The organism is Microbulbifer yueqingensis, assembly GCF_900100355.1.
In the GTDB taxonomy this organism is placed as follows: Bacteria; Pseudomonadota; Gammaproteobacteria; order Pseudomonadales; family Cellvibrionaceae; genus Microbulbifer; species Microbulbifer yueqingensis.
This window is the reverse complement of record NZ_FNFH01000001.1, coordinates 91,133-118,128: the sequence shown is the minus strand read 5'-3', so window position 1 is coordinate 118,128 and position 26,996 is coordinate 91,133. Positions and strand designations below refer to the sequence as shown.

The 26,996-nt window shown below is 62.7% G+C and carries 25 protein-coding genes and 1 tRNA gene; 17 read left to right on the top strand and 9 right to left on the bottom strand.

The genetic code is table 11. The annotated features are described in order from the left end of the window. The first annotated feature begins 2 nt into the window (after nt 1–2). Nucleotides 3–1,100: a glycosyltransferase gene (locus BLT26_RS00505; protein WP_175452987.1), complete on the top strand. Its 1,098-nt coding sequence runs from the start codon at nt 3–5 to the stop codon at nt 1,098–1,100. Nucleotides 1,101–1,246: 146 nt separating this feature from the next. Here BLT26_RS00505 and BLT26_RS00500 read toward each other — a convergent pair whose 3' ends face one another. The 4 genes from BLT26_RS00500 to BLT26_RS00485 all read right to left on the bottom strand — a co-directional run bounded on the left by BLT26_RS00500 (nt 1,247) and on the right by BLT26_RS00485 (nt 4,386). After that, nucleotides 1,247–1,795: an acyloxyacyl hydrolase gene (locus BLT26_RS00500; protein WP_091506432.1), complete on the bottom strand. Its 549-nt coding sequence runs from the start codon at nt 1,793–1,795 to the stop codon at nt 1,247–1,249. 133 nt (nt 1,796–1,928) lie between these two features. Next, nucleotides 1,929–2,903 (bottom strand): sigma-70 family RNA polymerase sigma factor, encoded by a 975-nt coding sequence (locus tag BLT26_RS00495; RefSeq protein WP_091506428.1) that lies wholly within the window; start codon nt 2,901–2,903, stop codon nt 1,929–1,931. Between the two features lie 320 nt (nt 2,904–3,223). Further along, on the bottom strand, nt 3,224–3,880 hold the full coding sequence (locus BLT26_RS00490) for a YceI family protein (protein ID WP_091506425.1): 657 nt from the start codon (nt 3,878–3,880) through the stop codon (nt 3,224–3,226). Nucleotides 3,881–3,963: 83 nt separating this feature from the next. Then, nucleotides 3,964–4,386 (bottom strand): hypothetical protein, encoded by a 423-nt coding sequence (locus tag BLT26_RS00485; RefSeq protein WP_139169343.1) that lies wholly within the window; start codon nt 4,384–4,386, stop codon nt 3,964–3,966. A 153-nt stretch (nt 4,387–4,539) separates the two neighbouring features. On the opposite strand from BLT26_RS00485, the gene BLT26_RS00480 reads away from it, so the two are divergent. Further along, nucleotides 4,540–4,920 carry a hypothetical protein gene (locus tag BLT26_RS00480; RefSeq protein ID WP_091506417.1) on the top strand — a complete coding sequence of 127 codons (381 nt, stop codon included), beginning with the start codon at nt 4,540–4,542 and terminating at the stop codon, nt 4,918–4,920. Nucleotides 4,921–5,010: 90 nt separating this feature from the next. Beyond that, nucleotides 5,011–5,394 carry a VOC family protein gene (locus tag BLT26_RS00475; RefSeq protein ID WP_091506413.1) on the top strand — a complete coding sequence of 128 codons (384 nt, stop codon included), beginning with the start codon at nt 5,011–5,013 and terminating at the stop codon, nt 5,392–5,394. A 12-nt stretch (nt 5,395–5,406) separates the two neighbouring features. Here BLT26_RS00475 and BLT26_RS00470 read toward each other — a convergent pair whose 3' ends face one another. The 4 genes from BLT26_RS00470 to BLT26_RS00455 all read right to left on the bottom strand — a co-directional run bounded on the left by BLT26_RS00470 (nt 5,407) and on the right by BLT26_RS00455 (nt 9,007). After that, nucleotides 5,407–6,162 carry a YciK family oxidoreductase gene (locus BLT26_RS00470; protein ID WP_091506408.1) on the bottom strand — a complete coding sequence of 252 codons (756 nt, stop codon included), beginning with the start codon at nt 6,160–6,162 and terminating at the stop codon, nt 5,407–5,409. 78 nt (nt 6,163–6,240) lie between these two features. Next, nucleotides 6,241–6,909: an HAD family hydrolase gene (locus tag BLT26_RS00465; protein WP_091506405.1), complete on the bottom strand. Its 669-nt coding sequence runs from the start codon at nt 6,907–6,909 to the stop codon at nt 6,241–6,243. A gap of 15 nt (nt 6,910–6,924) precedes the next feature. Next, on the bottom strand, nt 6,925–7,626 hold the full coding sequence (gene ubiG / locus BLT26_RS00460; RefSeq protein ID WP_091506401.1) for a bifunctional 2-polyprenyl-6-hydroxyphenol methylase/3-demethylubiquinol 3-O-methyltransferase UbiG: 702 nt from the start codon (nt 7,624–7,626) through the stop codon (nt 6,925–6,927). A 43-nt stretch (nt 7,627–7,669) separates the two neighbouring features. Continuing rightward, a complete protein-coding gene (locus BLT26_RS00455) occupies nt 7,670–9,007 on the bottom strand; it encodes a TRZ/ATZ family hydrolase (protein ID WP_091506397.1) in 1,338 nt (445 codons plus the stop codon). 259 nt (nt 9,008–9,266) lie between these two features. Between BLT26_RS00455 and gyrA the strand changes: the two genes are divergently transcribed. The 14 genes from gyrA to BLT26_RS00385 all read left to right on the top strand — a co-directional run bounded on the left by gyrA (nt 9,267) and on the right by BLT26_RS00385 (nt 26,219). Further along, nucleotides 9,267–11,831: a DNA gyrase subunit A gene (gene gyrA / locus BLT26_RS00450; RefSeq protein ID WP_091506393.1), complete on the top strand. Its 2,565-nt coding sequence runs from the start codon at nt 9,267–9,269 to the stop codon at nt 11,829–11,831. A gap of 171 nt (nt 11,832–12,002) precedes the next feature. Beyond that, a complete protein-coding gene (gene serC, locus BLT26_RS00445; RefSeq protein WP_091506390.1) occupies nt 12,003–13,082 on the top strand; it encodes a 3-phosphoserine/phosphohydroxythreonine transaminase in 1,080 nt (359 codons plus the stop codon). A gap of 19 nt (nt 13,083–13,101) precedes the next feature. Next, nucleotides 13,102–14,217: a prephenate dehydratase gene (gene pheA, locus BLT26_RS00440; protein WP_245720533.1), complete on the top strand. Its 1,116-nt coding sequence runs from the start codon at nt 13,102–13,104 to the stop codon at nt 14,215–14,217. Further along, entirely contained in the window at nt 14,217–16,448 is a 2,232-nt protein-coding gene (locus BLT26_RS00435) for a bifunctional prephenate dehydrogenase/3-phosphoshikimate 1-carboxyvinyltransferase (protein ID WP_091506386.1), read from the top strand. The genes pheA and BLT26_RS00435 overlap by 1 nt, the downstream gene beginning before the upstream one ends. 51 nt (nt 16,449–16,499) lie before the next feature. After that, entirely contained in the window at nt 16,500–17,192 is a 693-nt protein-coding gene (gene cmk, locus BLT26_RS00430) for a (d)CMP kinase (RefSeq protein ID WP_091506383.1), read from the top strand. 202 nt (nt 17,193–17,394) lie between these two features. Beyond that, the gene (gene rpsA, locus BLT26_RS00425; RefSeq protein WP_091506379.1) at nt 17,395–19,074 is read left to right on the top strand and encodes a 30S ribosomal protein S1; all 1,680 of its coding nucleotides are present in this window, start codon (nt 17,395–17,397) and stop codon (nt 19,072–19,074) included. 140 nt (nt 19,075–19,214) lie between these two features. Then, a complete protein-coding gene (ihfB, locus tag BLT26_RS00420) occupies nt 19,215–19,523 on the top strand; it encodes an integration host factor subunit beta (protein WP_091506377.1) in 309 nt (102 codons plus the stop codon). Between the two features lie 56 nt (nt 19,524–19,579). Beyond that, nucleotides 19,580–19,888, top strand: a complete 309-nt coding sequence (locus BLT26_RS00415; RefSeq protein ID WP_245720532.1) for a LapA family protein — start codon at nt 19,580–19,582, stop codon at nt 19,886–19,888. A 1-nt stretch (nt 19,889) separates the two neighbouring features. After that, on the top strand, nt 19,890–21,080 hold the full coding sequence (gene lapB, locus BLT26_RS00410) for a lipopolysaccharide assembly protein LapB (protein ID WP_091506374.1): 1,191 nt from the start codon (nt 19,890–19,892) through the stop codon (nt 21,078–21,080). Nucleotides 21,081–21,144: 64 nt separating this feature from the next. Then, nucleotides 21,145–21,849 (top strand): orotidine-5'-phosphate decarboxylase, encoded by a 705-nt coding sequence (pyrF, locus tag BLT26_RS00405; protein WP_245720531.1) that lies wholly within the window; start codon nt 21,145–21,147, stop codon nt 21,847–21,849. A gap of 125 nt (nt 21,850–21,974) precedes the next feature. Beyond that, nucleotides 21,975–22,295: a ComEA family DNA-binding protein gene (locus BLT26_RS00400; RefSeq protein WP_091506366.1), complete on the top strand. Its 321-nt coding sequence runs from the start codon at nt 21,975–21,977 to the stop codon at nt 22,293–22,295. An 87-nt stretch (nt 22,296–22,382) separates the two neighbouring features. Further along, a complete protein-coding gene (locus tag BLT26_RS00395; protein ID WP_091506362.1) occupies nt 22,383–23,324 on the top strand; it encodes an NAD-dependent epimerase/dehydratase family protein in 942 nt (313 codons plus the stop codon). Beyond that, nucleotides 23,321–24,211, top strand: coding sequence for an MraY family glycosyltransferase (locus tag BLT26_RS00390; RefSeq protein WP_139169342.1), 891 nt, complete (start codon nt 23,321–23,323; stop codon nt 24,209–24,211). Before BLT26_RS00395 ends, BLT26_RS00390 begins: the two co-directional genes overlap by 4 nt. A gap of 64 nt (nt 24,212–24,275) precedes the next feature. Further along, nucleotides 24,276–26,219, top strand: a complete 1,944-nt coding sequence (locus tag BLT26_RS00385) for a polysaccharide biosynthesis protein (RefSeq protein WP_245720530.1) — start codon at nt 24,276–24,278, stop codon at nt 26,217–26,219. 525 nt (nt 26,220–26,744) lie between these two features. Here the strand turns inward: BLT26_RS00385 and BLT26_RS00380 are convergent. Beyond that, nucleotides 26,745–26,820, bottom strand: a tRNA-Asn gene (locus BLT26_RS00380). Between the last annotated feature and the right edge of the window lie 176 nt (nt 26,821–26,996).

Sequence of the window (26,996 nt, the reverse complement as noted above, 5' to 3'; positions counted from 1 at the left end):
TATTGCCCGAATTGGACGGCGGGGAGCTGGCACGGGGAACACTGGATCTTGTCCAGGAGCTGATGCGGAAAGGGCACGAGTGCATCGTGGTCTCGAGCGGCGGGGAGCTGGTGCCCCGCCTCACCATGCGTGGCGCGCAGCATCACCGGTTTCCACTGGAGCAACGCTCTATCTGGAGCCTGCGGCGTGCGGGGCGCCTGCGGCGGCTGCTGCAGGGGCTGGAGGCCGATGTACTGCATGTGAGTGGTGCGGTGCCGGCGCGGCTTACCTGGCAGGCGTGGCGCCGGATGCCGGTCGGTAAGCGGCCGCGGCTGGTTACCAGTGCCCACAACGAGAGTGAAAGCAGGGGAGGCTTTTTCAATCGGGCCCTGGTCTATGGTGAGCGCGTTACCGCAATCTCTGAAAAGCTGGCGCGGTCACTGCGGAAGAGCTTCCCCAAGCGCCTGCAGCGGTCCCCGGACGTCATCTGGCGCGGGGTGAATACGCGGGAGTTCGATCGCAGCGCCGCCGTTTCGGGGCAGTGGCAATTGCGCCTGTTGAATGAATATCCCCAGCTGGAAGGCAAGTACTGGTTGCTGATCCCGGCGGCGCTGGCGCCGGTAAACGGCCAGCGGGTATTTTTGCAGCTGCTCTCGGCCCTGGCCCGGGAGGGTGCCGACGTGTTCGGGCTGGTAGTGGGTGATCCACCGCCGGGGCAGGAAAAGTTCGCGCGTAATCTCGAGAAGCTGGCCCTGGACCTGGGGCTGGAAGAGCGTGTCCTGTTCCTGGGAGCACGCCGCGATATGCGCGAGCTCTACGCCAGTTCCAGGATTACCTACCACCTGGTGGAACAGCCGGCATCACATTCCGCCCGGGTCAGCGAGGCCCTGGCCATGGGGTGCCCGGTCATCTGCTATGCCGATGATGGTGCAGCAGAAACAGTAAAGCGCTGTTTTCCGCAGGGCCTCGTTGAGCGCGGGGATCTGGCGGGGCTTGTCCGCACCAGCCTGGATATCCTGGAGAATCCGGCAGTGCTCGATTATGCGGGGCTCAGCGTCGATGAGACGTCGACCCAGCTCATTCAACTGTATGAAGACCTGTGCCAGACCCCCGCGGGCTGATATTGCTGTCGGTGCCGGAAGTGGGGCTTTTTCCCGCTCCGGCACCGCATACGACTTCCCGGTAAACCTCCCAGGTGGCGGCCGTCATCGAGTCCAATGATTGCGGCACCTGTATTGCTTTGGTTGCCGGCGGGTTCTGAAAAAGGTCAGAAGGAGAAGTGCCAGTTGAGGGAGGCGAAATCGAAGCCGGGGTTGGGTGTATTGGTGTAGGCATTGGAGAAGTGGCTGTAGCGTAGCGAAACGGAGCAGCCATTCTGCAGGCGATAGCCGCCGACGAAGTGCAGGGCAAAATTGGGCTTCGTGGAGAGTTCGATTTCGCCAAAATCCTTGTGGGTAAGGTAGGCTGCGCCAACCCCGACTTCGGCGAGCCAGCCGTGGTATACGCCAGCCGGATACCAGCGCAGCACAGGTTTCAGCTCGAAGACTTCCTGATACTGGTTATCGCCGCGATAGTCCATCCACAGGTAGGAGTAGCTGCCCTGGACCCACCATTGCCAGAGACCCGAATCGAAGGAGAAACTGGCAAAGTCGTGTGCGTAACTGAATCCGGCCATCTCCGCACCGGCAATGGAGTCCCTCTGGATCAGCGTGCTGTCAAGTCCCTTCCCGGCACTGATAACCAGCTCCTGGTCTGCCAGGGCGGAGTGGGGTAAGGAGGATGCGCACAGGAGAACGGCCACCGCTAGACTGCGCATGAATACTCGCTTTGCTGTTCCGGGTAATCGGTTCAGGAAAAGCCTAGCCTATCTCAGGCAAAGGTAAACTCGGCCGCAAGGTGCGCAAGCCGGCCCGGCGTGCAGCGGCCTTTACGGGCCGCTGCACAGGGCGTCAACGCCACTGTCGTCGCAGCTGTCGCAGGGCATCCGAGTGCAACTGCCGCGCCCTCTCCTGGCTGAGTCCCAGCTGCTCGCCGATCACGCGGAAGGAGCAGTCCTTGTCGGAAAACAGCCCGTAGCGCAGGTTGAGCACGGTGCGCTGCCGTGGCGGGAGGCGGTTCACTGCTTCGCGCAGCCTCTCTGCCAGCTCCTGGTTGGTCACCAGCTCGTCCGTGTTGTAGAGCTCGTCCGCGGGTGCATAGTCCAGCCGTGTACTGCTCTGGTCCTCGGCCACGGGTTCGTCGAGCGAGCCGGTGGGCCCCGGTAGCTTGAGCAGGCTCTGGACGCGATCCAGGTCGAGTCCGGTCTCGCGCGCTAGGTTCTCATCAGAAGCGGGTATTCCTTTTGCGCGCACCTCACTGATTGCCCGGTAGATTGCCCGCAGGTCGTCCTGCACGTTGGCCGGCTGGCGTACCAGGTCGTCGTTGCGGCGCAGCGCCAGCTGGATCTCCTGCTGTATCCACCAGTAGGCATAGGTGGAGAAACGGTACCCCATCTGGGGCTTGAAACGCTCAATCGCCTTCATCAGCCCCACGTTCCCCTCCTGGATCAGGTCGATGAAGGGAACCGCGGGGTTGCGGAAACGCTTGGCGATGGCAATTACCAGGCGGAGGTTGCACTGGATCAGCTTTTTCCGCTGTTCCTGGAACCGGCGCAGCAGGCTCTGCAGATTGCTTCGCTCCCGGCGTGGCAGGTCTCCCGAGTCGAGCAGCACGCGGGCGCGACTGATGATCAGGCCGTGGTCGTAGGCGCCGGTGCTGCCGCGCTGCTCGACGCCCTCGCTACGCAGCTCCACCAGTTCGACGCCCCTCTTCTGCAGCAGGGCGATCAGCTTGTCTTCGAGCTCGCGCAGCAGGCAAGTGGTGGTGTTTTCCTCCTCTGGTGTCAGGAGCTGCAGGCGATACAGGTGCTTGAGATAGCTCTGCATCGGTGAGCTGCTGCTCTCGGTGTTACGGTCCTCCCCCCCGCGTTCGGTTGGCTCGGGCGGACTTGCATCCGCCTCGCCTGCCTCTGCTGCAGCGGGGAGTGACTCATCTGTGTCCTTCAGCCATGCTTCATCCCTTGAGTGAAACTTTTCTCGGGACAAGTGACTTCACCTTTTGTTGGCCATATGACTGGCAGCACGCCAGCCCATGGGCATGATGGCGCCTGTTTCCTCTTTGAATATAGAAGAGTGTGGAAGGGGGTGCCGCACGATTGTTGACCAGCTGGTCTCTTCGGCGGCGTCAAGATAGGAGGTGGTACGGGTCAGCGCCCGCGGGTGGCCCGGATGTCGAAACTGAAGTCGATCCGGTCCGCCACCCGCAGCGCACCCATGGCCGCGCTGAATGGGCGGAGGCCCAGCTGCTGGTGACTGAGGCTGATCCTGCCCGTTGCGCGTACCTCGCGCTCGGTTATGGAAATTGTAGCGGGAATGCGCAGGCGAACCTCCCTGCCTGCGATCGAGAGGGTCACGGGTAGCAGGATCTCCCTGCTATCGGTGGGCGGGTTCACGGTGGTGCTGCCGGCGATTCGTATGTGGGGGTGGCGGGCGCCGTCCAGCAGTCGCGGCCCCAGCATGTTCGCCCGGGTGGCCGCCCGGTCCTCTGCTGACAGGTCGGTTGCGAATTCCGCCCCATAGCGCCGCCTCAGGGCCGGATTGTCCACTTCCAGGGCTGCCACGGGAATGACCAGTTGAAAGGCCGAGGGGCTACCCGAATTTACCTGTACGCTGCCGGAAAACCCCCGGGCGGAGATCACATGGCTGTGGCCCTTTTGCGCCAGCGGGCCGGCGCGGTAGATGCGCCAGTGTATGTCCGAGCGGCTGGCCTCGACCGTGTAGTTATCTGCCGCAGTCGCTGCGGCGGAAGCCATGACCAGCGTCAGGCACAGCGTGGCGAATATCGCTGTCGGGCAGCGCGGCATTGCGGTACTCCCGCTATTTCGGTGATACCGGAAGCTTAGCCCGTTGACCCCGGGGGAACCGGAATGACTGAAGCGGGGCTGGGTCACCGCACGCGCTTGACCCGGATGGACTTGCCTCCATTGGCGTTGCGCATGAAGAAGGAGCCAAGCAGGCCACGGTCCAGTTCTACCCGGTCGCCCGCTTTCAGGCTGACGAACTTACTGTCGGTCTGCTTCCACACCTGGCCGTTTTCGAGGTAGAAGAACTGCTTGCCGTAGGCGGACTCTTCCATCTTTTCGATGGTTGTCACGAGGGACTCCGGTGCCTCGCCGGTGGCTGCCTCGTGCTCTTTCCCGAAATTGCGCTTCGCCAGCTCATCCAGCGTACCGCTGAGCTCGTCATAGCATTGCAGGCGCTCGTCATCTGCCTTTATGGCGGCGCATTCGCGCAGCATATCGGGTAGCGGCTCAGCATGAAGAGTTGGGGCGAGAAGGAAAATGGCTGGTATCAGTTTCAGGTAGCGCATAGTGTGTGTCGATAAATTCATTTGAGGAAATTTTGCCCGCAAAGTGGTTCCCTGACAAATCAAAATGTGCAACAAGTCACGTACGTTATCCACCTGTCGTGGAACAATGGTGCACTCAATAACCATAAACTCACACTTTTCAGGGGTCGGAAAATGAAGAAGCTCATTATTCCCGCAATTGTGATCGCCGCTGTCGGTGGTTATCTCTACTACCAGAACCAGCAGGCGGCTGCGCCCGAGTCCGAGATCGCGCAGGAAGTCGATGCGGCGGTCGAAGAGGCCGGCGCTGCGGTTGAAGAAGCTGCCGAGGAGGGCGTGATGGCCTCCAACGAAGTGGCTGGTGCCGAGGGTGACGTGTTCGCCGATCCGGCGCACATGGCGGAAGAAGTGGAAGAGGCCGCCGAAGAGACAATGGACGCAGCTGAAGAGGCCGCGGAAGAAACCATGGATGCTGCCGAGGAAGCCGCAGAAGAGACCATGGATACTGCCGAAGAGGCGGTAGAGGAAGTCAAGGACGAGCTGCCCGAGGAATAATCCCCTCCGCTCTCACGAATACCCGGGCCTGCCCGGGTATTTTTTTGCCTGCGGCAATCCTGATGCCCACCCACCCTGGCCGAGCTGCGTATGAACCTGAACCAGGTGACCCTCCCGGTATCCCGCATGGACGAGGCCTGTCGATTTTACCGGCGGCTCGGATTCACCCAGATTGTCGAAACTCCTCACTACGCGCGATTTGAGTGCCCGGTGGGGGGCGCGACCTTTTCGCTAGCCCTGGCGGATGCCGGTTTTCGCAATGATGCGGTCATTTATTTTGAGGTGGAAGACCTCGATGAACGGGTGGCGTCACTGCAGGGCAGGGGGGTTGAGTTCGCCCAGCTGCCGCGGGATATGCCCTGGCTGTGGCGGGAGGCGGTATTGTTCGACCCGGGTGGCAACAAGATCAAGCTGTACCAGGCCGGGGAGAATCGGCTCAACCCGCCGTGGCGGGTCGAGCGGCGAGAGCCCTGAGGAGCGGCAGGGTCAGCCCTGCGCGTTAAACTGGCGGCCGCTCACCCCGCGGCTGTCATCGCCCATCAGATAGAGGTAGGTGGGCATGATGTCTTCAGGTGCGGCCACCGTCTGGGGGTCTTCGGCGGGGTAGGCCGCGGCCCGCATGTTGGTGCGCGTGGCGCCCGGATTGATACTGTTGACGCGGATTTCCGACACACCATCCATTTCGTCGGCCAGGACCTGCATCAGCCCTTCGGTGGCAAACTTGGATACCGCGTAGGCCCCCCAGTATGCGCGGCCCTTCAGCCCCACGCCGGAACCGGTGAAGATGATCGAGCCGGCCTCGGATTTTTCCATCAGCGGCAGCAGCGTCTTGGTCAGCCCAAAGGCGGCATTCACATTCACCTGCATTACCTGCTGCCAGGTGCCGTAGTGGTAATTGGCGATAGGCGTGCGCTGGCCCAGCAGGCTCGCATTGTGCAGTAGGCCATCCAGTCGCCCGAATTCCTGGTCCACTGCCTCGGCGAAGTGCTCGAAAGTCTCGATCCGCGCCTCGTTGAGATCCATCGGGAAGATGGCTGGCTGCGGCCCGCCGGCAGCTTCGATTTCGTCGTAAACCTGCTCGAGTTTCTGGGTGGTCCGTCCCAGTAGGATGATTGTCGCGCCATGGGCGGCAAATGTCTTTGCCGCTACCCGGCCTATACCATCGCCGGCGCCGGTGACCAGGATAACCCTGTCCCTGAGCAGGTCCGGGGCCGGGGAGTAATTGCCGATGGTTTCAGACATGGTCGTTCCTGTTTCCAGTCCGTTGCTGCGGCCGGGGCCGCAAGCTGGTTGATTGTCGGGTTTGGTGGTCGGGGCGTTTCAGGAGCGCTTCAGGTAGCGCTCCTGCAGCAGTGGCCAGATGTCGCTGGCGGATTCCACCAGGTGGTCGGCATTCCAGTTGGCGGCGCTGTCCCCCGCGTCGATATAGCCGTAGCCGCAGGCGATAGTGGGCATGCCCGCAGCGCGCCCGGCCTCGATATCCCGCACGTGGTCGCCTACATAGATCGCCTCCCTGGGATCGCAGCCGATCTGTGAGCAGGCCAGCAGTATTGCTTCCGGGTGAGGCTTGCTGTTGGCCACGTGGTCGGGGCAGACCACGGCTCGCGGTGCCGGCAGGTGCGAGAAGGCATCCATCAGCGGAATGGTGTAGGTCGCGGGCTTGTTGGTCACCACGCCCCAGGCAATATCATTGGCAGCCAGTTGTCGCAGCAGGTCCTCGATTCCCGGAAAGGGCACGGTCTCCACCGCCAGGTGGGTCAGGTAGAGATCGAGAAAGCGCTGGCGCAGCGTGTCGAAAGCCGGGTCTCCCTCATCCGTGCCGAAGGCCAGGGACACCATGGCGCGGGCGCCGTTGGACACCACCGCGCGGATCTCATGCGCTGGCAGGGGCGGCATCTTCTCCTGCTCGCGCAGGCGATTCAGCACCACGATAAAATCGGGGGCTGTATCGAACAGGGTGCCGTCGAGGTCAAACAATACTGCTTTCATACTACTTCCGGGGAGTTACTGCATTTTAGTGGCGTGAACAAGGTAGTTCACGTCCACATCCCGAGGATTCAACTTGTAGCTGCGGGTGATGGGATTGTAGGTCATGCCGGTGATGTCGCGCAGCTCCAGGCCGGCGTCGCGGATCCAGGCGCCCAGCTCCGACGGGCGTATAAACTTCGCATACTCGTGGGTGCCCTTGGGCAGCAGGCGCAGCACATATTCCGCTCCTACCACGGCAAACAGCCAGCCCTTGGGCGTGCGGTTGATGGTGGAGAAAAACAGGTGACCACCTGGTTTCACCAGCCGTGCACAGGCTTCGATCACAGATGCGGGATCGGGTACGTGCTCCAGCATCTCCAGGCAGGTGACCACATCGAAGCTGCCGGGGCGCTGTTCCGCCAGTTCCTCCACCGCGACCCGCTGGTACTCGACGTCGACACCGCTCTCGAGGGCGTGCAGCCGGGCGACCTTCAGGGGGGCCTCCCCCAGGTCGATGCCGGTGACTTCTGCGCCGCGCTGGGCCATGGCCTCAGTGAGGATGCCGCCGCCGCAACCCACGTCCAGCAGTGACCGGCCGGCTACCGGGGCCCGGGCATCGATGTAGTTGGCGCGCAGGGGGTTGATCTCGTGCAGGGGCTTGAACTCGCCCTCGCGGTCCCACCAGCGACTGGCCAGTTGCTCGAATTTGGCGATTTCTGCCGGGTCAACGTTCGTCATTCACCTTCCCAGTCTTGGGGCGGGCGGCCGGGGGGCCGCCTGTTCAGCTAATCTCACCCGCGATTCTATCACGCCAGTACCGCGTACGTAGAATCACATCGGTCTCGTTGAGTGACTGCAGATTCCGCTGGCGCAACAGGGGCCGCCCGGCGACCCATACGTCACTGACGTTATGGCCGCTGCCGGTGTACACCAGCTGGGAAACCGGGTCGTGGAGTGGCTGCTGCTCCAGCCCCCCGAGATCCACCGCCGCCAGGTCGGCCGACTTGCCCGGCTCCAGGCTCCCGGTCTCGTGTTCGATGCCCAGTGCGCGCGCCCCGTTGATGGTTGCCATGGCCAGCGCCCGGTGGGCGGGGAGGGCGTCGGCCCTGCCGCTGACCGCCTTGGCCAGCAGCGCCGCGGTGCCAGTCTCGGTGAACAGGTCCAGGCTGTTATTGCTGGCGGCACCGTCCGTACCCAGGGCTACGTTGATGCCGTGATCGAGCAGGTCCGCCACCGGGCAGAACCCCGCGGCGAGCTTGAGGTTGGACCTGGGACAGTGGGCAACGTGGGCGCCGCTCTCCCGCAACAGCTCGATGTCCCGGTCATTGGTGGCCGTCATGTGGACGCAGAGTGTCTGCGGTGACAGCAGTCCGAGGCGGTGCAGGCGCTCGGTGGGGCGCACGCCCGTCGCGGCAACGGCCCGGTCTACCTCTGCGGCAGTCTCGTGCAGGTGCATCTGTACCGGGATCTGGGCCTCCGCGGCGTAGACGGAGATTTTCTCCAGGGTGGCGTCACCAACCGTGTAGGGAGCGTGGGGGGCAAACACCACGCCGATGCGTTCGTGCGAGCGATAGTTGTCACGTAGCGCCAGTCCCTTTTGCAGCGCGTCCTCCCCGTTCCGGCTCCAGGGTGTGGGGGCGTCGATCACCGGGAAGGCAACCTGCACCCGGATCCCGGCTTCCCGTGCCACTTCAGCTGTGGATTCGGGAAAGAAGTACTGGTCTGAAAAAGTTGTGGTGCCGGAGCGCAGCATCTCGGCAATCGCCAGGCGGGTGCCGTCGGCGACGAACCCGGGATCCACCCATTTGCGCTCTGCGGGCCAGATATGCTGCTCCAGCCACTCCATCAGCGGCCGGTCGTCGGCGAATCCGCGCAGGAGGCTCATGGCAGCGTGGGTGTGGGTGTTGACCAGGCCGGGCAGCAGGGCGTGCTGCTGCAGGTGGATCTCCTCTCGCGCGGAGAAGCGCCCGGCGGCTTCGCTATCGGGTACCAGGGCCACGATGCGCCCCTTGTCCACAGCCAGTGAGCAATTTTCGTACACCCGCCCCTCGGGGACCACGGGAATGATCCAGCGGGCATGTATCAGGGTGTCGATCTGCTGGTGGGCGGCTGGTCGCATGGGGCCTTTCCTAGCATCTGCTCGGTTGTGGGGCTGTAGACTTTAGCGGCGCTGGAGGGCGTGAACAAGGTGCGGTACCGGCCGCTACAAGGGGCGTCCTACAGGGCGCCAATTGTGATAACATTGCGCGCTTGATCGAATCCCGGACTTGCGGCGGGAGGGGCGGCCCGGATGGTCCGCGGCGAAGCCGATCAGCCAGCCTCGGCGGCCTGCGGGCCCCTGGCAGCGGTAATAACTATTTAAGGAATGCCGGAAACATATGGGCGAGCTAGCCAAAGAAATCTCTCCGATCAACATCGAGGAAGAACTCAAGCAGTCCTACCTTGACTACGCGATGAGCGTCATTGTGGGCCGTGCGCTGCCGGATGTGCGCGACGGCCTGAAGCCGGTCCACCGGCGCGTGCTCTTCGCCATGAACGAACTGAAGAACGACTGGAACAAGCCGTACAAGAAGTCGGCGCGCGTGGTCGGCGACGTCATCGGTAAGTACCACCCACACGGCGATTCCGCGGTATATGACACCATCGTGCGGATGGCGCAGCCCTTCTCCATGCGCTACACGCTGGTGGACGGGCAGGGTAACTTCGGCTCCATCGATGGCGACAGCCCGGCGGCCATGCGTTACACCGAGATCCGCATGGACAAGCTCGCCCACGAGCTGCTGTCCGACCTCGACAAGGAAACCGTCAATTACATTGATAACTACGACGGTTCCGAGCAGATGCCGGAAGTGCTGCCGTCGCGGGTGCCCAACCTGCTGGTAAACGGCTCCTCCGGTATTGCCGTGGGCATGGCCACCAATATCCCGCCCCACAACATGAATGAAGTGGTCAGCGCCTGCCTCGCCTTGATCGAAAACCCGGATGCCACGATCGATGACCTGATGGAGTACGTGCCGGGTCCGGATTTCCCCACCGGCGCCATCATCAATGGGCGCGCCGGCATCCTGCAGGCCTACCGTACCGGCCGCGGGCGCATCTATGTGCGGGCCAAGGCCGAAGTGGTTCGCGATGACAAGGCCAACAAAGAAACCATCATTATTCACGAGATCCCCTACCAGCTGAACAAGGCGCGCCTGATTGAGCGCATCGCCGAGCTGGTCAAGGAAAAGAAGATCGAGGGTATTTCCGAGCTGCGCGACGAGTCCGACAAGGACGGCCTGCGCGTGGTAATCGAGCTGAAGCGCGGCGAGCTCGGCGACGTGGTCCTGAACAACCTCTATTCGCAGACCCAGCTGGAGAGCGTATTCGGCATCAACATGGTTGCCCTGGTGGATGGCCAGCCGAAAGTGCTGGACCTGAAGCAGCTACTCGAGCATTTCATTCGCCACCGCCAGGAAGTGGTCACCCGCCGTACCGTCTACTTGCTGCGCAAGGCGCGTGAGCGTGGCCATATCCTGGAGGGCCTGGCGATTGCCATCGCCAATATCGATCCGGTGATCGAGCTGATCAAGGCCTCCGCTACCCCGGCTGACGCCCGCGAGGCGCTGCTGTCCAAGGGCTGGGCCGTGGGTGAGGTCCAGCAGTTCCTGGAGCGGGCCGGCGCCGATGCCTGCCGGCCGGATGAGCTGCCTGCTGAATACGGCATGCGCGACGATGGCTCCTACTACCTGTCGCTGGCCCAGGCCCAGGCCATCCTGGAGCTGCGCCTGCACCGCCTGACCGGCATGGAGCACGACAAGCTGCTGGCCGAATACAAGGAGCGCCTGGAGCAGATCGCCGAGTACCTGCATATCCTGGGCAGCTTCGAGCGCCTGATGGAGGTGATCCGCGAAGAACTCGAGGAGCTGGTGCGGGACTTCGGTGACGAGCGCCGCACCGAGATTGTCGCCTCCCGCCAGGACCTCACCGTCGAGGACCTGATCACGCCGGAGGACAAGGTGGTAACCATCTCCCACGGCGGTTATGCCAAGAGCCAGCCGCTGGCCGACTACCATGCCCAGCGCCGCGGCGGTATGGGCAAGTCCGCCACTCAGGTGAAGGACGAGGACTTCGTCGAGCACCTGCTGATCGCCAATTCGCACGACACCATTCTGTGCTTCTCCAACAAGGGCAAGGTGTACTGGCTGAAGGTGTATGAGGTACCCACCGCCGGTCGTGCCTCCCGCGGGCGACCGATGGTCAATATGCTCCCGCTGGAAGAAGATGAGCGCATCAGCAGCATGATGCCGGTATCCGAGTACGACGAGGACCATTACATCTTCTTTGCCACCGCCAACGGCACAGTGAAGAAGACCCCGCTGCCAGCGTTCGCACGCCCCCGCAGCATCGGCCTGCGCGCCATCGAGCTGGAGGAGGGCGACCGCCTGGTGGCGACTGCCATCACCGACGGCAAGCGTGACGTGGTGCTGTTCACCAGCGGTGGCAAGGCAGCGCGCTTCTCCGAGAGCAATGTGCGCTCCATGGGCCGTATTTCCCGCGGTGTGCGCGGTATCCGCATGCCGGAGGGCAAGCACGTCATCGCCATGGTAATCCCGGAAGAGGGCGGCTCGGTGATGGCCGTTACCGAGAAGGGCTACGGCAAGCGTACCAGCCTGGACGACTTCCCCACCAAGGGCCGCGGCAACCAGGGCGTGATAGCCATCGCGGAGAGCGAGCGCAATGGCGAGCTGGTGGGTGCCTGCCAGGTGCACCCGGGCGAGGAGATCATGCTGATTTCCGATCTGGGCACGCTGGTTCGCACCCGTGTCGACGAGGTCTCTGTGCTCGGCCGCAACACCCAGGGCGTTCGCGTCATCAGGCTCAAGGAGGGCGAGAGGCTCGTGGGCCTGGCGAGGATCCAGGAAAGCGAAGACGAAGACGAGCAGGAGGGCGGGGAAGAGTGACAACCCGCTTCAGTCCACAAAAAAGGCTGCGATTTATCGCGGCCTTTTTTGACCCCGGGACACTAAAAAACACGTTTTGCAGTGACAGGCGTTTCAGCTAACTGTCGTTTTTGCGTCCAGGCATCTAGTTTTCTTTGTAACCATTTTTTTCAGCGCATTGGAATCGAATCAATGAGGAAGTTCAATTTCTGTGCCGGCCCCGCCGCACTGCCGGAGCCTGTCCTGCGGCAGGCGCAAGAGGAACTGCTCGACTGGGGCGGTCGCGGTTGCTCGGTGATGGAGGTCAGTCACCGCTCGCCGGAGTTCACCGAGGTGGCAGAGACCGCCGAGCAGGACCTGCGCGATTTGCTCCAGGTCCCGGACAATTACAAAGTGTTGTTCCTGCAGGGCGGCGCCACGGCGCAGTTCAGCGCCGTGCCCTGGAACCTGTTCGGGGCCGGCAGCCAGGTGGCGGACTATATTTACACCGGCCAGTGGGCGAAGAAGGCGATCGCCGAGGCGCAGCGCTATGGTCGGGTCAACATCGTTGCCTCCAGTGAGGACCGCAACTTTACCTATGCACCCGGGCCGGACAGCTGGCGCCAGACCGGGGACGCCGCCTACTTCCACTACACACCCAACGAGACCATCGGTGGGGTCGAGTTCGACTATGTGCCGGAAGTCTCCTGCCCGCTCGTCGCCGACATGTCGTCCAATATCCTCTCGCAGCCGGTTCCGGTGGAGAAGTTTGGCGTGATCTACGCCGGGGCCCAGAAGAATATCGGCCCGTCTGGTATTGCGGTGGTGATTGTGCGCGACGACCTTCTCGACCGGGCCCGGGAAGACATACCGCGCAGCCTGAGCTGGAACGTTGCCGCCGACGCAGGCTCGATGGACAATACGCCCGCCACCTTTGCCTGGTACCTGTCGGGCCTGGTGTTCAAGTGGCTGAAGGCGCAGGGAGGCGTCGGTGCGATGGAGGCGTTGAGCGCGCGCAAGTCGTCGATGTTGTATGACTTTATCGACAACAGTGATTTTTACAGCAGTCCCGTCGAGCCGGGTAGCCGCTCGCGCATGAATGTCCCGTTTGTGCTGGCGGATGATCGCCTCGATGGTGCGTTCCTGCAGCAATCGGAAGAGGCCGGGTTGCTGAACCTGAAAGGGCATCGCTCGGTGGGCGGTATGCGGGCCTCGTTGTATAACGCAGTGCCGGTTGAGGCTGTCCAGGCGCTGGTCGACTTCATGGCGGATTTCGAGCGCCGCATGGGATGAATTTGTAGCAGGGGAAATTATGAGCCAGGACATGCCAGAGAAGACTGCAGACGCTGAGGCGCGTCTTTCCGGGCTACGCGAGCGCATCGACGGGATCGACGCGAAGATTGCAGCGCTGATCAGCGCCCGTGCCGAGTGCGCGCTCGAGGTGGCCGAGGTGAAGAAGGCCACCGGTGGCGACGCCCTGTATTACCGGCCGGAGCGCGAGGCGCAGGTGCTGCGTCGCGCGATGGAGCGCAATGCCGGCCCGCTGACCGACGAGGAAATGGCGCGCCTGTTCCGTGAGATCATGTCTGCCTGCCTGGCCCTGGAAGAGCCGGTCAAGGTGGCCTACCTGGGGCCGGAGGGAACCTTTACCCAGCAGGCCGCGCTGAAGCATTTCGGCCACTCCGCCGAGAGCCGGCCGCTGGCCGCCATTGACGAGGTGTTCCGCGAGGTGGAGGCCGGCGCAGTGAGCTATGGGGTGGTGCCGGTGGAAAATTCCACCGAGGGCGTGATCAACCACACGCTCGACAACTTTATGCACTCCAACCTGCATATATGCGGCGAGGTGGAGTTGCGCATCCACCACCACCTGATGATCTCCGATATCACGCGGGCAGATGCCATTACGCGGATCTATTCCCACGCCCAGAGCCTGGCGCAGTGCCGTAAGTGGCTCGACGCCCACTACCCAAACGTGGAGCGGGTGGCGGTGGCCAGCAACGCGGAGGCGGCCAAGCGGGTAAAAGGGGAGTGGAACTCCGCGGCGATCGCCGGCGATATGGCGGCGGAACTCTATGGCCTGAAGGTGCTGGCGGAAAAGATCGAGGATCGTCCCGACAATTCCACCCGTTTCCTGATTATCGGCCCCGAGCAGGTGCCGGCCAGCGGCGATGACAAGACCTCGCTGATGGTGTCCATGCGCAACGAGCCCGGCGCGCTGCACGACCTGCTGGCGCCTTTCCAGGAGCACGGGATCGACCTGACGCGTGTGGAGACACGTCCGTCCCAGTCGGGTAACTGGACCTATGTATTCTTCATCGACTTCGTCGGCCACCGCGACTCGGGCAACGTGGCCGCGGCCCTGAAGGAAGTTGGTGCCCGTGCCGCCGACCTGAAGGTGCTGGGTTCCTACCCGCGCGGGGTCCTGTGATGGCAGAACCCGCAGTCGGCCGCCTGGTGGTGGTGGGGGTCGGCCTGATCGGTGGCAGCCTGGCGCTGGCGCTGAAGGCCGCCGGCGCCTGCCGTGAGGTGATCGGGGTTGCCCGGCACGAGGATACCTGCCAGCAGGCGCTGGAACTGGGGATTGCCGATCGCGCAGTCACGTCGCTGGCCGAGGTTCTGCCGGTGCTGGAGGCCGGCGACGTGGTTTTTGTCGCTGTCCCCACGCTGGCGGTGGAGTCGGTGTTCCGGGAATTGCGGGATCACCTGCCGGCCGGGGTCACCGTTACCGACGGCGCCAGCGTCAAGGGGAGCGTGGTGGAGGCCGCGGCGAAGACCTGGGGAGGCGTGCCGGAGTTCCTGGTGCCGGGGCATCCCATTGCCGGCTCTGAACAGAGCGGCGCCAGCGCGGCGAGGGATGATCTCTACATCGCCCATCGCGTGATTCTCACACCGCTGGATGGCACGTCCGGCGAGCATTTCCAGCGCGTGGAGCGGATGTGGCAGGCGGCCGGGGCCGAGGTCCTGACCATGCCGGTGCGCGAGCATGACGAGGTGCTGGCGGCCACCAGCCACCTGCCGCACGTGATCGCCTACGGCCTGGTGGACACGCTGGCCCACGACTCGGAGAACGAGAATATCTTCCGCTACGCTGCCGGCGGTTTCCGGGACTTTACCCGCATCGCTTCCAGCGATCCCACCATGTGGCGGGACATCGTGCTGGCAAACCGCGATGCGATCCTGTCGGCGATCGATCTCTACACCGCTAACCTCACCGCGCTGCGCAGCGCCATCGCGGCGGGCGACAGTGACACCCTGATGGGCATATTTACCCGCGCCAAGGCGGCGCGGGATCACTTCACCAGAATGTTGGCCAAAAAAGCGTATACAGAAACCATGCAAGAACAGGAAGTTACATTCATCGCCCGCCCCGGCGGATCGGTCTCCGGCAAGCTGCGGGTCCCGGGCGACAAGTCCATGTCCCACCGCTCGATCATGCTCGGCTCGCTGGCCGAGGGTATTACAGAAGTGGAGGGTTTCCTCGAGGGGGAGGACGCGCTCGCAACCCTGCAGGCGTTCCGCGACATGGGGGTGGTCATCGAGGGGCCGGATCGAGGCCGGGTGGTGATACACGGCGTGGGCCTGCACGGCCTGCAGGTTCCACCGGGCCCGCTCTACCTGGGCAATTCGGGCACTTCGATGCGGTTGCTGGCCGGATTGCTGGCCGGGCAGTCCTTTGATGTCACACTGACCGGGGACGAGTCCCTGTCGAAGCGGCCGATGAACCGGGTCGCCAACCCGTTGCGTGATATGGGTGCCAAAATCGACACCGGTCCCGAAGGGCGCCCGCCCCTGAAAATCTCCGGCGGCCACCAGCTGCACGGTATCGATTACCGCCTGCCGATGGCCAGCGCCCAGGTGAAATCCTGCGTGTTGCTGGCAGGCCTGTATGCCGAGGGCGAGACCAGCACCACTGAGCCCGCGCCTACCCGGGACCACACCGAGCGCATGCTGACCGGATTCGGCTACGAGGTGCAGCGCGATGGCGCCCGCGCCAGCCTGCGTGGTGGCGGCAAGCTGCGCGGCGGGCGCATCGATGTGCCGGCCGATATCTCCTCGGCCACTTTCTTTATGGTGGCTGCCGCCATTGCGCCGGGCTCAGAGGTATTGCTTGAGCACGTCGGCATCAACCCCACCCGCGACGGGGTAATCAATATCCTTCGTGCCATGGGTGCGGATATCGAGCTGCTCAATCGTCGCGAGGTCGGCGGGGAGCCGGTGGCCGATATCCGCGTTCGCCACGCGCCGCTGACAGGTATCCGTATTCCGGAGGACCAGGTGCCGCTGGCGATCGACGAGTTCCCGGCTATCTTCGTTGCCGCCGCCTGCGCGGATGGAGAGACGGTGTTGACCGGCGCCGGGGAGCTGCGGGTCAAGGAGAGCGACCGGATCCAGGCCATGGCCGACGGGCTGCAGATACTGGGCGTGCAGGCCGAGCCAACCCCGGATGGTATCGTCATCCAGGGTGCCGGCGCCGGGGCGGCCTTCGGCGGTGGCACCGTGGACAGCCTCGGCGACCACCGTATCGCCATGTCATTTGCGGTGGCATCCCTGCGCGCACGCGATACCATTCGCATCCTGAATTGCGCCAATGTGGCGACTTCCTTCCCCGGCTTTGTGCAGCTGGCGCAGCGCGCCGGGCTGTCCCTGGCAGAGGAATGAGGACGCGCCGGTGCACAGCGGATGGCAAACATATAAAGAAGTAGCGGAAGCATGAGTGATACTGAAAACCTGACCCCGGTCATTACCATCGACGGACCCAGCGGCTCCGGCAAGGGCACCATTGCCCGGCTGGTGGCGGACCGCCTGGGATTCCGCCTGCTGGACTCCGGGGCGCTGTACCGGCTCACGGCGCTGGCGGCGCTGGAGCGGGAGGCCGACCTGACCGACGAGGCCACCCTGACCGAGATCGCGGCGGGCCTGGATATCCGTTTCGAGCTGCGCGACGGCGAGACGGCCGCAGTCCTGGGTGGACGCGATGTGAGCCGGGATATCCGCATGGAGGAAGTGAGCATGGCCGCGTCGAAGGTTGCGGCCATGCCGGGCGTGCGCGCGGCCCTGCTGCAGCGCCAGCGGGATTTCCGCCAGCCGCCGGGACTGGTGGCCGACGGTCGCGATATGGGTACCACGGTGTTTCCCGACGCGCCGGTCAAGGTATTCCTGACTGCCAGCGCGGAAGAGCGCGCCCGGCGTCGCTACGAGCAGTTGCGGGAGAAGGGGGTTTCTGTTAGCCTCCGCGACCTGCTGGAGGACATCCGCGCCCGGGACGCCCGGGATATGAACCGCGAAACCTCCCCGCTGGCTCCCGCCGAGGACGCGGTCGAGCTGGATAGCACGGGGGTGGATATCGACGATGTCCTGCAGCGGGTGCTGCAGCTGGTGCACGAGCGTATCGGCGGCGACTGACTCGTCACGCGGAGTACTTGCCGCCTGGCGGCACAGCAGCACAGACAACAGGTTTTTAACGACAGCGGCCGGGATCAGCCAGAATCGCCCGGCCGTTGTTGTAATCCGACCCCGCGTGCTGGCAGCGTGGGTGGGGCCTTGGCTGGCGGTTGACTAAACTTGAATGTTGCCATCGGCTGGGTCCAATTAAATAGGTAATGTAATGAGCGAGAGCTTTGCTGATCTTTTTGAAGAGAGCCTGAAGAGCGTAGAGATGGCCCCCGGTTCCATCGTGACCGGTGTGGTAATCGACGTGGACAAGGACTGGGTGACTGTACACGCCGGCCTGAAGTCTGAAGGCGTTATCCCTGCTTCCCAGTTCGCCGACGAGAACGGGGAAATCAGCCTGCAACCGGGCGACGAAGTACAGGTAGCCCTGGAGGCAGTCGAAGACGGTTTCGGTGAAACCCGTCTGTCCCGCGAGAAAGCCAAGCGCGCTGAAGCCTGGAAGGTCCTCGACGCCGCCCATGCGGCCGACGAAGTGGTCAAGGGTGTTATCAGCGGCAAGGTCAAGGGTGGCTTTACTGTCGACGTGGCCAACATCCGCGCGTTCCTGCCGGGCTCCCTGGTAGATGTTCGCCCGGTTCGCGACACTGCCCACCTGGAAGGCAAAGAGCTCGAATTCAAGGTCATCAAGCTGGACGCCAAGCGCAACAACGTTGTGGTTTCCCGCCGTGCCGTAATGGAGCACGCCAACGCCGAGGAGCGCGAGGCGCTGCTGGAAAGCCTGCAGGAAGGCATGACCATCAAGGGTATCGTGAAGAACCTGACCGACTACGGTGCCTTCGTGGACCTGGGCGGTATCGATGGCCTGCTGCACATCACCGATATGGCCTGGAAGCGCATCAAGCACCCGAGCGAGATCGTGAACGTTGGCGACGAGATCGAAGTCAAGGTACTGAAGTTCGACCGCGAGCGCAGCCGTGTATCCCTGGGCCTGAAGCAGCTGGGCGAGGATCCGTGGGTATCCATCAAGCAGCGTTACCCGGAGAACAGCCGCGTCAAGGCGACCGTGACCAACCTGACCGACTACGGCTGCTTCGCCGAGCTGGAAGAGGGTGTCGAAGGCCTGGTGCACGTCTCCGAGATGGACTGGACCAACAAGAACATCCACCCGTCCAAGGTCGTCTCCGTTGGCGACGAGGTCGAGGTGATGATCCTGGATATCGACGAAGAGCGTCGCCGTATCTCCCTGGGTATCAAGCAGTGCCAGGAGAACCCGTGGGATGCCTTCGCGCGTAAGTACGCCAAGGGCGACAAGATCAGCGGCAAGATCAAGTCCATCACCGACTTCGGTATCTTCATCGGCCTGGACGGCAGCATCGACGGCTTAGTACACCTGTCCGACATCTCCTGGAACGAGTCCGGCGAAGAGGCCGTGCGCAAGTTCAAGAAGGGCGACGAGATCGAGACTGTTATCCTGGGTATCGACTCCGACCGCGAGCGTATCTCCCTGGGTATCAAGCAGCTGGAGTCCGATCCGTTCAACGATTACGTGACCACCAATGATCGTGGCACCATCGTGACCGGCACCATCAAGGAAGTTGACGCCAAGCAGGCTGTCATCACCCTGGCGGACGAAGTCGAAGGCGTACTGCGCGCTTCCGAAATCAGCCGCGACAAGGTGGAAGACGCCCGCAATGTCCTGAAAGAAGGCGAAGAGGTCGAGGCCAAGATCACCAGCGTGGATCGCAAGAACCGCGTGATCAGCCTGTCCATCAAAGCCAAGGACCAGGAAGACGAGAAGCAGGCCATCAAGGATCACAGCAAGAAGCAGGCTGAGCAGGTTCAGCCGGCGACTATCGGTGACCTGATCAAGGCCCAGATGAACAACAAAGACTGATAGTCTCTGTCTGTTGATCGCCCCAGGCTTATTGCCTGGGGTTATAAGAAGGCCGGACTGGGGTTGCCCAGTCCGGCTTTCTGTTACATGATTGCCCCTAATCTAGAATAATCAATGACTTACCAAGGTTTAGGGGCCGCATGACCAAGTCCGAACTGATCGAAAGGATTGCGTTGAGGTTGGACCAGCTGCCAGTGAAAGATGTTGAGCTGGCGGTAAAAGTGATGTTGGATTCCATGTCGGATGTCCTCGCCCGCGGCGAGAGAATCGAGATCCGGGGGTTCGGCAGCTTTTCCCTGCACTATCGTGCGCCGCGTACCGGGCGCAACCCCAAAACCGGTGATGCAGTGGCGCTGGCAGGAAAGTATGTGCCGCATTTCAAGCCCGGCAAGGAATTGCGTGACCGGGTCAACCAGCGCATGCGCGAAGAAACCATCTCCGAAGTATGATTGGCGGTAGTTGCCGTCGTTGATTGGATTAGCCCTGGCCTGAGGCGGAGGTTCCCTTGTCATTCTTGCGCTGGCTGTTGCGTATCTTCTACGGGGTGCTGGCCCTCGTCTGCATCGCAATTGGTATCTATTTTGCGGTGGAAAATCCCCAGACCATCTCGCCCAGTTTTGCTGGCCTGGTAATGCCCGAGGGCAGTGTGGGCTTCTGGTTGATCGGTGCCCTGTTGTTCGGGGTCTTGTTAGGGTTCGTGGTAAGCCTGTTGCCGCTCTATGCCGAGCGCCGTCGCGTCCGCGGCCTGCAGAAACAGCTGGACCGCACAGAGCAGGAGCTCTACACGGTGCGCCGCAAGGTGTCCGGAGACTGATTTGGCAGACCTTACCTTTTTCTTTTTCCTGCTCGCCGCCATCGCCATAGGCTGGCTGCTGGGACGCAGGAGCCTGAAAAAGAAGGCTGACTGCAGTGAGCAGCAGCAGGCCCTGGCCCGTACTTACGTGCAGGGGCTCAACTACCTGCTGAGCGAGCAGCGGGGCGATGCCATCGACAAGTTCATCGATTCGCTCGAAGTCAGCAGCACCACTTTCGATACCCACCTTGCCCTCGGCAACCTGTTGCGCAAGCGCGGTGAACATGACCAGGCCATCCGCGTACACCAGAACCTGCTTGCGCGCCCCAGCCTGGCCCGCGCCAGCCAGCACAAGGCGCAGCTGGAACTGGCGCGGGATTATATCGCCGCCGGCTGGCTCGACCGCGCGGAACGCCTGCTGCAGGAGCTGGTGGAAGCCTCCCCGGAGCTGCGTAACACCAGCCTGGAGCACCTGGTCGAGGTCTACCGCGACGAGCGGGAGTGGCCCAAGGCCATTCACGCGGTCAACCTGCTGCACGGCCGCCGCTTCAAGCGCATGCCCTCGGAATGGGCCTCGATCCAGGCACATTTTTGCTGCGAGCTCGCAGAAGAGTCCATCAATGCCAAGGATTACCTCAGCGCGCGCAAACATATCGACGCCGCGCTGGGCTACGACCGCAGTTCCGCCCGGGCCAACCTCCTGTGGGCCCGGCTGGAGTACCTGTTGGGGCGCCCGGAGGAGGCAATCAAGGTGCTGCAGCGTATCCCGCGGCAGAATCCCGACTATGTCCCCGAAATCCTCGACCTGCTGACCACCTGCTATGAGGCGGTCGGTGACGAGGCCGGACTGGACCGCTACCTCGAACAGCTGCTGCGCGAGCATCCCTTCAACAGTGTGCTGATTGCCCTGACGGAGCGAATCGAGCGGAAGAAGAGCGAGGCGGAGGCGGCCGAGTTCATGGGGCGGCAGCTGGCCGAGCGGCCGTCGCTGCGCGGACTGGGGCACTTCCTGGACCTGCATATCGACAGTGCCGAGGGGCGCGCGCGGGAGAACCTCTCACTGCTCAAGTCCCTGATCGACCAGCTGATTGCCAGTCGGCCCAACTATCGCTGCAACAACTGCGGTTTTTCCGGCAACCAGTTGCACTGGCTCTGTCCCAGCTGCAAGCACTGGGACTCCGTCCGCTCGGTCAAGGGGGTGGAGGGGGAGTAGGGGGACGCCGGTCCCGTAACTCCGTATAATGCGCCCGCCCAACATTTTGCCCAGAGGTCACGCTTTGCACTCCCAGGTTTCTTCTCCCGTTATCGTCGCTCTCGATTACAAGAATGCCGACCAGGCCCTCGCCATGGCCGACCAGCTGGATCCGGCGCTCTGCCGGGTCAAGGTGGGCAAGGAGCTGTTTACCGCAGCGGGGCCGGCGCTCGTGCAGGAGCTGGTCGGTCGCGGGTTTGAGGTATTCCTTGACCTGAAGTTTCACGATATCCCCAATACGGTGGCCGGCGCGGTCCGGGCGGCGGCGGAGCTGGGCGTGTGGATGGTCAATGTGCACGCCAGCGGCGGTGCCCGCATGATGCGTGCAGCGAGGGAGGCCATAGAGCCTCTGGGCGACAAGCGGCCGCTGCTCATCGGGGTAACGGTGCTCACCAGTACGGCACCGGAGGAATTGCCGGAGGTTGGTGTCTCCCGGCCACTGCCGGAGCAGGTCTCGGCACTGGCACAGCTGGCCCGCGAGAGCGGCCTGGATGGGGTGGTCTGCTCAGCTCGCGAGGCGGGTGCACTGAAGAAGCTCTGCGGCGAAGACTTTGCCCTGGTCACGCCAGGTATCCGCCCGAAGGGTGCAGCAGCCGATGACCAGCGTCGTATTGTCACGCCCCGGGAGGCGCTGGCTGGAGGGGCGGATTACCTGGTAGTCGGCCGCCCAATCACGGGGGCGGAGAGCCCAATCGACGCCCTTAAAGCAATACTCAAGGAAATTCAATAACTTTGTAAGGACCTGTAATCAGGTCGTTCCCAAACTGTGGCCGGGAGCTGGTAAAGTGGCCGCGACTTGGGGAAGTAAGCAGTCCCGGTGTCGATAACGGATGATTGAACACTTGGAGGCAGATTATGAAGCTTATTCGAATCCCGTTTATTGCGCTCTGCGCGGTTTTTGTGCTCGTTTATGGATCGAGCTTTGCCCTGGCAGAGGAGCCGGCCGGAAAGGGGAAGCCGGAGTCGGCCGCGATGCAGGTGGGCAAGGTCAATATCAACCAGTCTTCCGCGGAAGAAATGGCGGAAATGCTGCAAGGTATTGGCCCCATTCGCGCTGAAATGATCGTCGAGTACCGGGACAAGAACGGTCCCTTTACCTCGGTCGACCAGCTGCTGGAAATCCAGGGCATCGGGGCGGCAACTCTCGAGAAGAACCGGGACAGGATTTCCCTGTAGGAATATCTCTGCGAGCCCCACCGGTATTTTACCGACCGGCTTTGTCCTGGTGGCTGGCAGAGCAAACACAGCAAATTAAGTAAAAGAATGAGTCGTTGGGTTGTTATCGGGGGCACCGGTTATATCGGTGCAGCAGTCTGCCACCGCCTGGTCGATTCGGGCCAGGAGGTGGTATCGCTATCCCGCGCACACTCCGGGGTGCCCGAGTGCGAGGGGAATCCCCGATACTCCCATGTTTCCCTTGAGCTGGTGCCGGGACAATTACCTGAATCCCTGTTCCAGCATGGAGACCGGATTGTTTACGCAGCAGGACTGGCTGATCGCCGAACCTGCGAGCGCCGGCCAGAACTGGCACTCTGGCTCAACAGCGAATGCCCGCTGGCACTCCTTCGATGCGCGGACGCTGCTGGGGCTGAATCCTTCACATACCTTTCCAGCGTCAAGGCCGTGCGGCCACCGAGTGGCGTAGTGGCGGATGAGGGGGCCGGCGAGCCAGCCGTGGATGCCTATGGAAAGAGCAAATGGGCGGGCGAGCAGCAGTTGTTCGGTTTTTCGGCGCAGTGTCGCCTTAACGTCATCCGGCCTGCTGCGGTCTATGGGGAAGGAATCGGGCAGTTGCGCTCCCGGGGGCGTGCTGGCCGATTGAAAGGCCTCCTCGGTGTAGTGGGACCGCTCCTGCCTGTGGTGCCGGCGAGCGGCCGTCGCAGCTTTGTCAGCCTTGAGGACCTGGTCCGGGCAATTGTCATGGTTACTGAGGCCCGGGATTGTCATCGCAAGGTATTTATTGCCGCTGAGCCTCGTTTTTACGACCTTCCGGGTATCCTCGCCGAATATGGCGTGCGGGTGCGGGCCAGCGAGCGCCTTACCCGGTTTTTGCTGTGGCCTTTCCGCACGCTGGGCAGGCGTGCGATGGCCGGGTCCCTGCTTGAGCTTGAGAATAGTGAGCTCTATAGTGCCGCGCACCTGCGCCGAGCGCTGCCTTGGCGGGCAGAGCAACGTTACAGCCGGTTTTTGCGAGGTATACAGTGACAAACTGGATTGTGGAGTGGTCGCTGCCCTTGGGGCTGGCCGCAATTAGCTGTTACGGCATGATTGTGCTGCTGCTGTCACGCGGCGGTGAGCTGGCTGTGGATGTGCCGAATCACCGCTCTATGCACGATAGTCCTGTGCCGCGCACCGGGGGCTGGGCCCTGCTGCTCGGATGCGCCCTGGCGGTCAGTATTGCACCCCCGGCGCTGTCGCCGCCTGTGCTGGCGGCTTTCGGCGGGTTACTGCTGATTTCGGTGATCGACGACTTCCGCCATGTGTCTGCCGCGATACGGTTCCCGGTGCATGTGGCTGCCGTTGCGCTGATCATCCTGGCCCTTCCCGGGCAGCTCTCCTGGTGGTGGTATCCGTTGTTGCTGCTGGCGGGTGTGTGGATGGTCAATCTCTACAATTTCATGGACGGCCTGGATGGCCTGGCCGGCAGTATGGCCGCCATTGGCTTTGCCACCCTGGGCCTCTTGTGCCTGCTCCGTGGTGAATGGGGCCTGGCCGGCTTCTGCGGCATCATCGTGGTGGCCGCACTCGTGTTCCTGCGCTTTAACTGGCCTCCGGCCAGTATCTTCCTGGGCGACGCTGGCTCCACGTCCCTTGGCCTGGCGGCGGTGGCGGTGTCACTATTCGGGTGGCGGTCGGGGGCCTTTGGCCTGCTGGCGCCGATGGTGGTGTTTGCCCCCTTCTGGGTGGATGCAACCTTCACGCTGGTGCGGCGTATGCTGGCACGCCAGCGCTGGTGGGAGGCGCACCGGGAGCACCTGTACCAGCGGAGCGCACTGCGGATTGGGGTCCGCCGTACGCTTCACCGTCGCATATCTGTTATGGTGGTGGCTTCGCTGGTGGCGTTGGGGATGGGGCTGGCCGGCCTCGCATAAGACGAAAAATGAAGGGATCCGGCGGTAGCCGGGAAAAGGGGGAAATCTTGGAGCCAAGGGAAAAGTGAAACGCTTGCTGCGCTCGGCACACAAAAACTACAAGCCGACCATGATGGTGCTGCACGACCTGCTGATGCTCAGTGTCGCTTTCCTTGCGGCGATGGCCATCCGGCTGAATGGCGTCGACTGGGCATTCGAGACCGAGTTATTGATCTGCCTGGGGCTGACCCTTGCCTCCAGTAGCTTTATTTTCCTGCGCCTGGGACTCTACCGCACGGTGATCCGCTATATGGGCCAGCAGGCCCTGGTGGCGGTGCTGCAAGGAGTCACCGCCTCAGCGGTGGTGCTGGCCGTCGCCTCCTACCTTACCTACGCCGGAGTGCCGCGCTCGGTGCCGGTAATCTACTGGTGCTTCGCCCTGATAGCCGTCGGGGGATCACGCTGGCTGGTGCGCATTTACTACCAGATGGCCCTGGAGATCCACAAGACCCGCGTGGCCATCTACGGTGCGGGCACGGCAGGGCTGCAGCTCTACAAGGCGCTGGTCCATGGTGCCGTCTACAAGCCGGTGGCCTTCTTTGATGACAATGCCTCCAAGCAGAAGACCCTGATCGACGGCGTGCTGGTGTACAACCCCGCGAATATTCTCGACGTGGTGGCTGAGCGCGATATTTCCGAGGTGCTGTTGGCAATGCCGGGTGTGCCCAAGCGCCGGCGTCGGGAGATCACTCGCGGCCTGCGCGAGAGTGGCCTTGTGGTCAAGGTCATTCCCGGTCTGGAAGAGCTGGTCGATGGCGCCGGTCGCAGCTCGGAACTCCCGCAGGTATACGAGAATGTCCTGGGTCGCGCACCAGTCGAGCCGGAAAAATCACTGATCGCTTCATCGATCAGCGGGAAAGTGGTGCTGGTGACCGGGGCGGGAGGATCCATCGGTTCGGAGCTCTGTCGCCAGATAGCCCAGTGGCGGCCCGCCCATCTGATCATGCTGGAGAGTTCCGAGTACGCGCTCTACCAGATCGAGCGGGAACTGTGCCAGCAGTTGCAGGATGAGGGTGAGCCGATACTGGTCACCGCATTGCTCGGAGACGTGCGCAACCGCGCGCGCATGGCCGAGATCATCGAAAGCTTCGCTGTCCAGACCATCTACCATGCGGCCGCTTACAAGCATGTGCCGCTGGTGGAGCAGAACGTGGTGCTCGGGGCCGATAACAACGTCCTGGGGACGCTGTCGGTACTGGAGGCGGCCGAGGCCTGCGGTGTGGAGCAGTTCGTGCTGATTTCCACCGACAAGGCGGTGCGCCCCACCAACGTGATGGGAGCCACCAAGCGCCTGGCCGAGCTGATCTGCCAGGACTTCGGTCGCCGCTTCAACAAGACCCGTGTCTGCATGGTGCGGTTTGGCAACGTGCTGGGGTCTTCCGGTTCCGTGATCCCGCTGTTCACCGACCAGATCAATGCGGGTGGGCCGGTGACGGTGACCCACCAGAAAGTGACCCGCTACTTCATGACCATCCCGGAGGCCGCCCAGCTGGTGCTGCAGGCTGGCAGCATGGGCCGTAACGGCGATGTGTTCGTGCTGGATATGGGGGAGCCGGTGAGGATTTACGACCTGGCCCGGCGGCTGATCCAGATCATGGGGCACACCGTTCGGGACGAAGAGCATCCTGACGGCGACATCGAAATCCAGATCACTGGCCTGCGGCCTGGCGAGAAGCTCTACGAGGAGCTGCTGCTCGGTGACAGTGTCTCGGGCACCGATCACCCGATGATCATGCGGGCCGAGGAAGAGCGCCTTGGCAGCGAGGAGCTGCAGGCGCTCGTTGCCGAGCTGAAAGATGCCTGTAAGCGTTATGACTGCAACAGGGTTCACCAGCTGCTGCAAAAAGCGGTCAGGGACTACAACCCGCGGCAGCAACTGGTGGATGTTGTCTGGGCCCGACAGCAGGATGCACAACCGGTGAAGAAAGTCGGGGAAGTCGAGTTGCTGCCCTTCTCGGGGAATCGATAACGTAAAGTCGGCGTCGCTCTCCTGTAGCCGCACTGTAGCCGCAGGCTGGATAAAACCTGAAAAGCCCCCGGTGCCAGCCGGGGGCTTTTTTGTTTAGCTCCCCGGCCACCAATCGCAGATTGGCGGCGTTCGGCTGCGTGCGACGTGCGGGCTACGCCCAGCAGGCTCCGCAAACACAAAAGCCCCTGACTTTCGCCAGGGGCTTTCTTGTTTGGCTCCTCCGGCCACCAATCACAGATTGGTGGCGCTCAGCTGCGCGCGGCGTATACGCCGCCTACGCTTGCTTCGCCAAACTGGGCTCTTCTCGCCCAGCGCATACTGAAGGCCAAATACTAAAAAGGCCCCTCAACTCTCGTTGAGGGGCCGCTGTCTATTTTTGGCTCCCCCGGCCGCCAATCGCAGATTGGCGTCGTTCGGCTGCACGCGACGTGTCCGTCGCAGGCGTTTGCCTCACCCAACTGGGCTACGCCCAGCAGGCCCCGCAAACAAAAAAAGCCCCTAGCTTTCGCTAGGGGCTTTCGTGTTTGGCTCCGCCTGCTGGGCTCGAACCAGCGACCCATTGATTAACAGTCAATTGCTCTACCAACTGAGCTAAGGCGGAATTTCTTTCCGGCTGGCCAGTGGGCCGTGCCGTTCAGATGGCGCGTATAGTATAGAGGGGTGCCGGGCCGGTCAACCCCTTTTTTCAACTTTAACCCATTGATTTGCCAGCGTTTTAGTCCTGGCACCTGATTGTTCAAAAAGTCCGCAGGATGGGGCGCCGGCGTTCGCTTCATC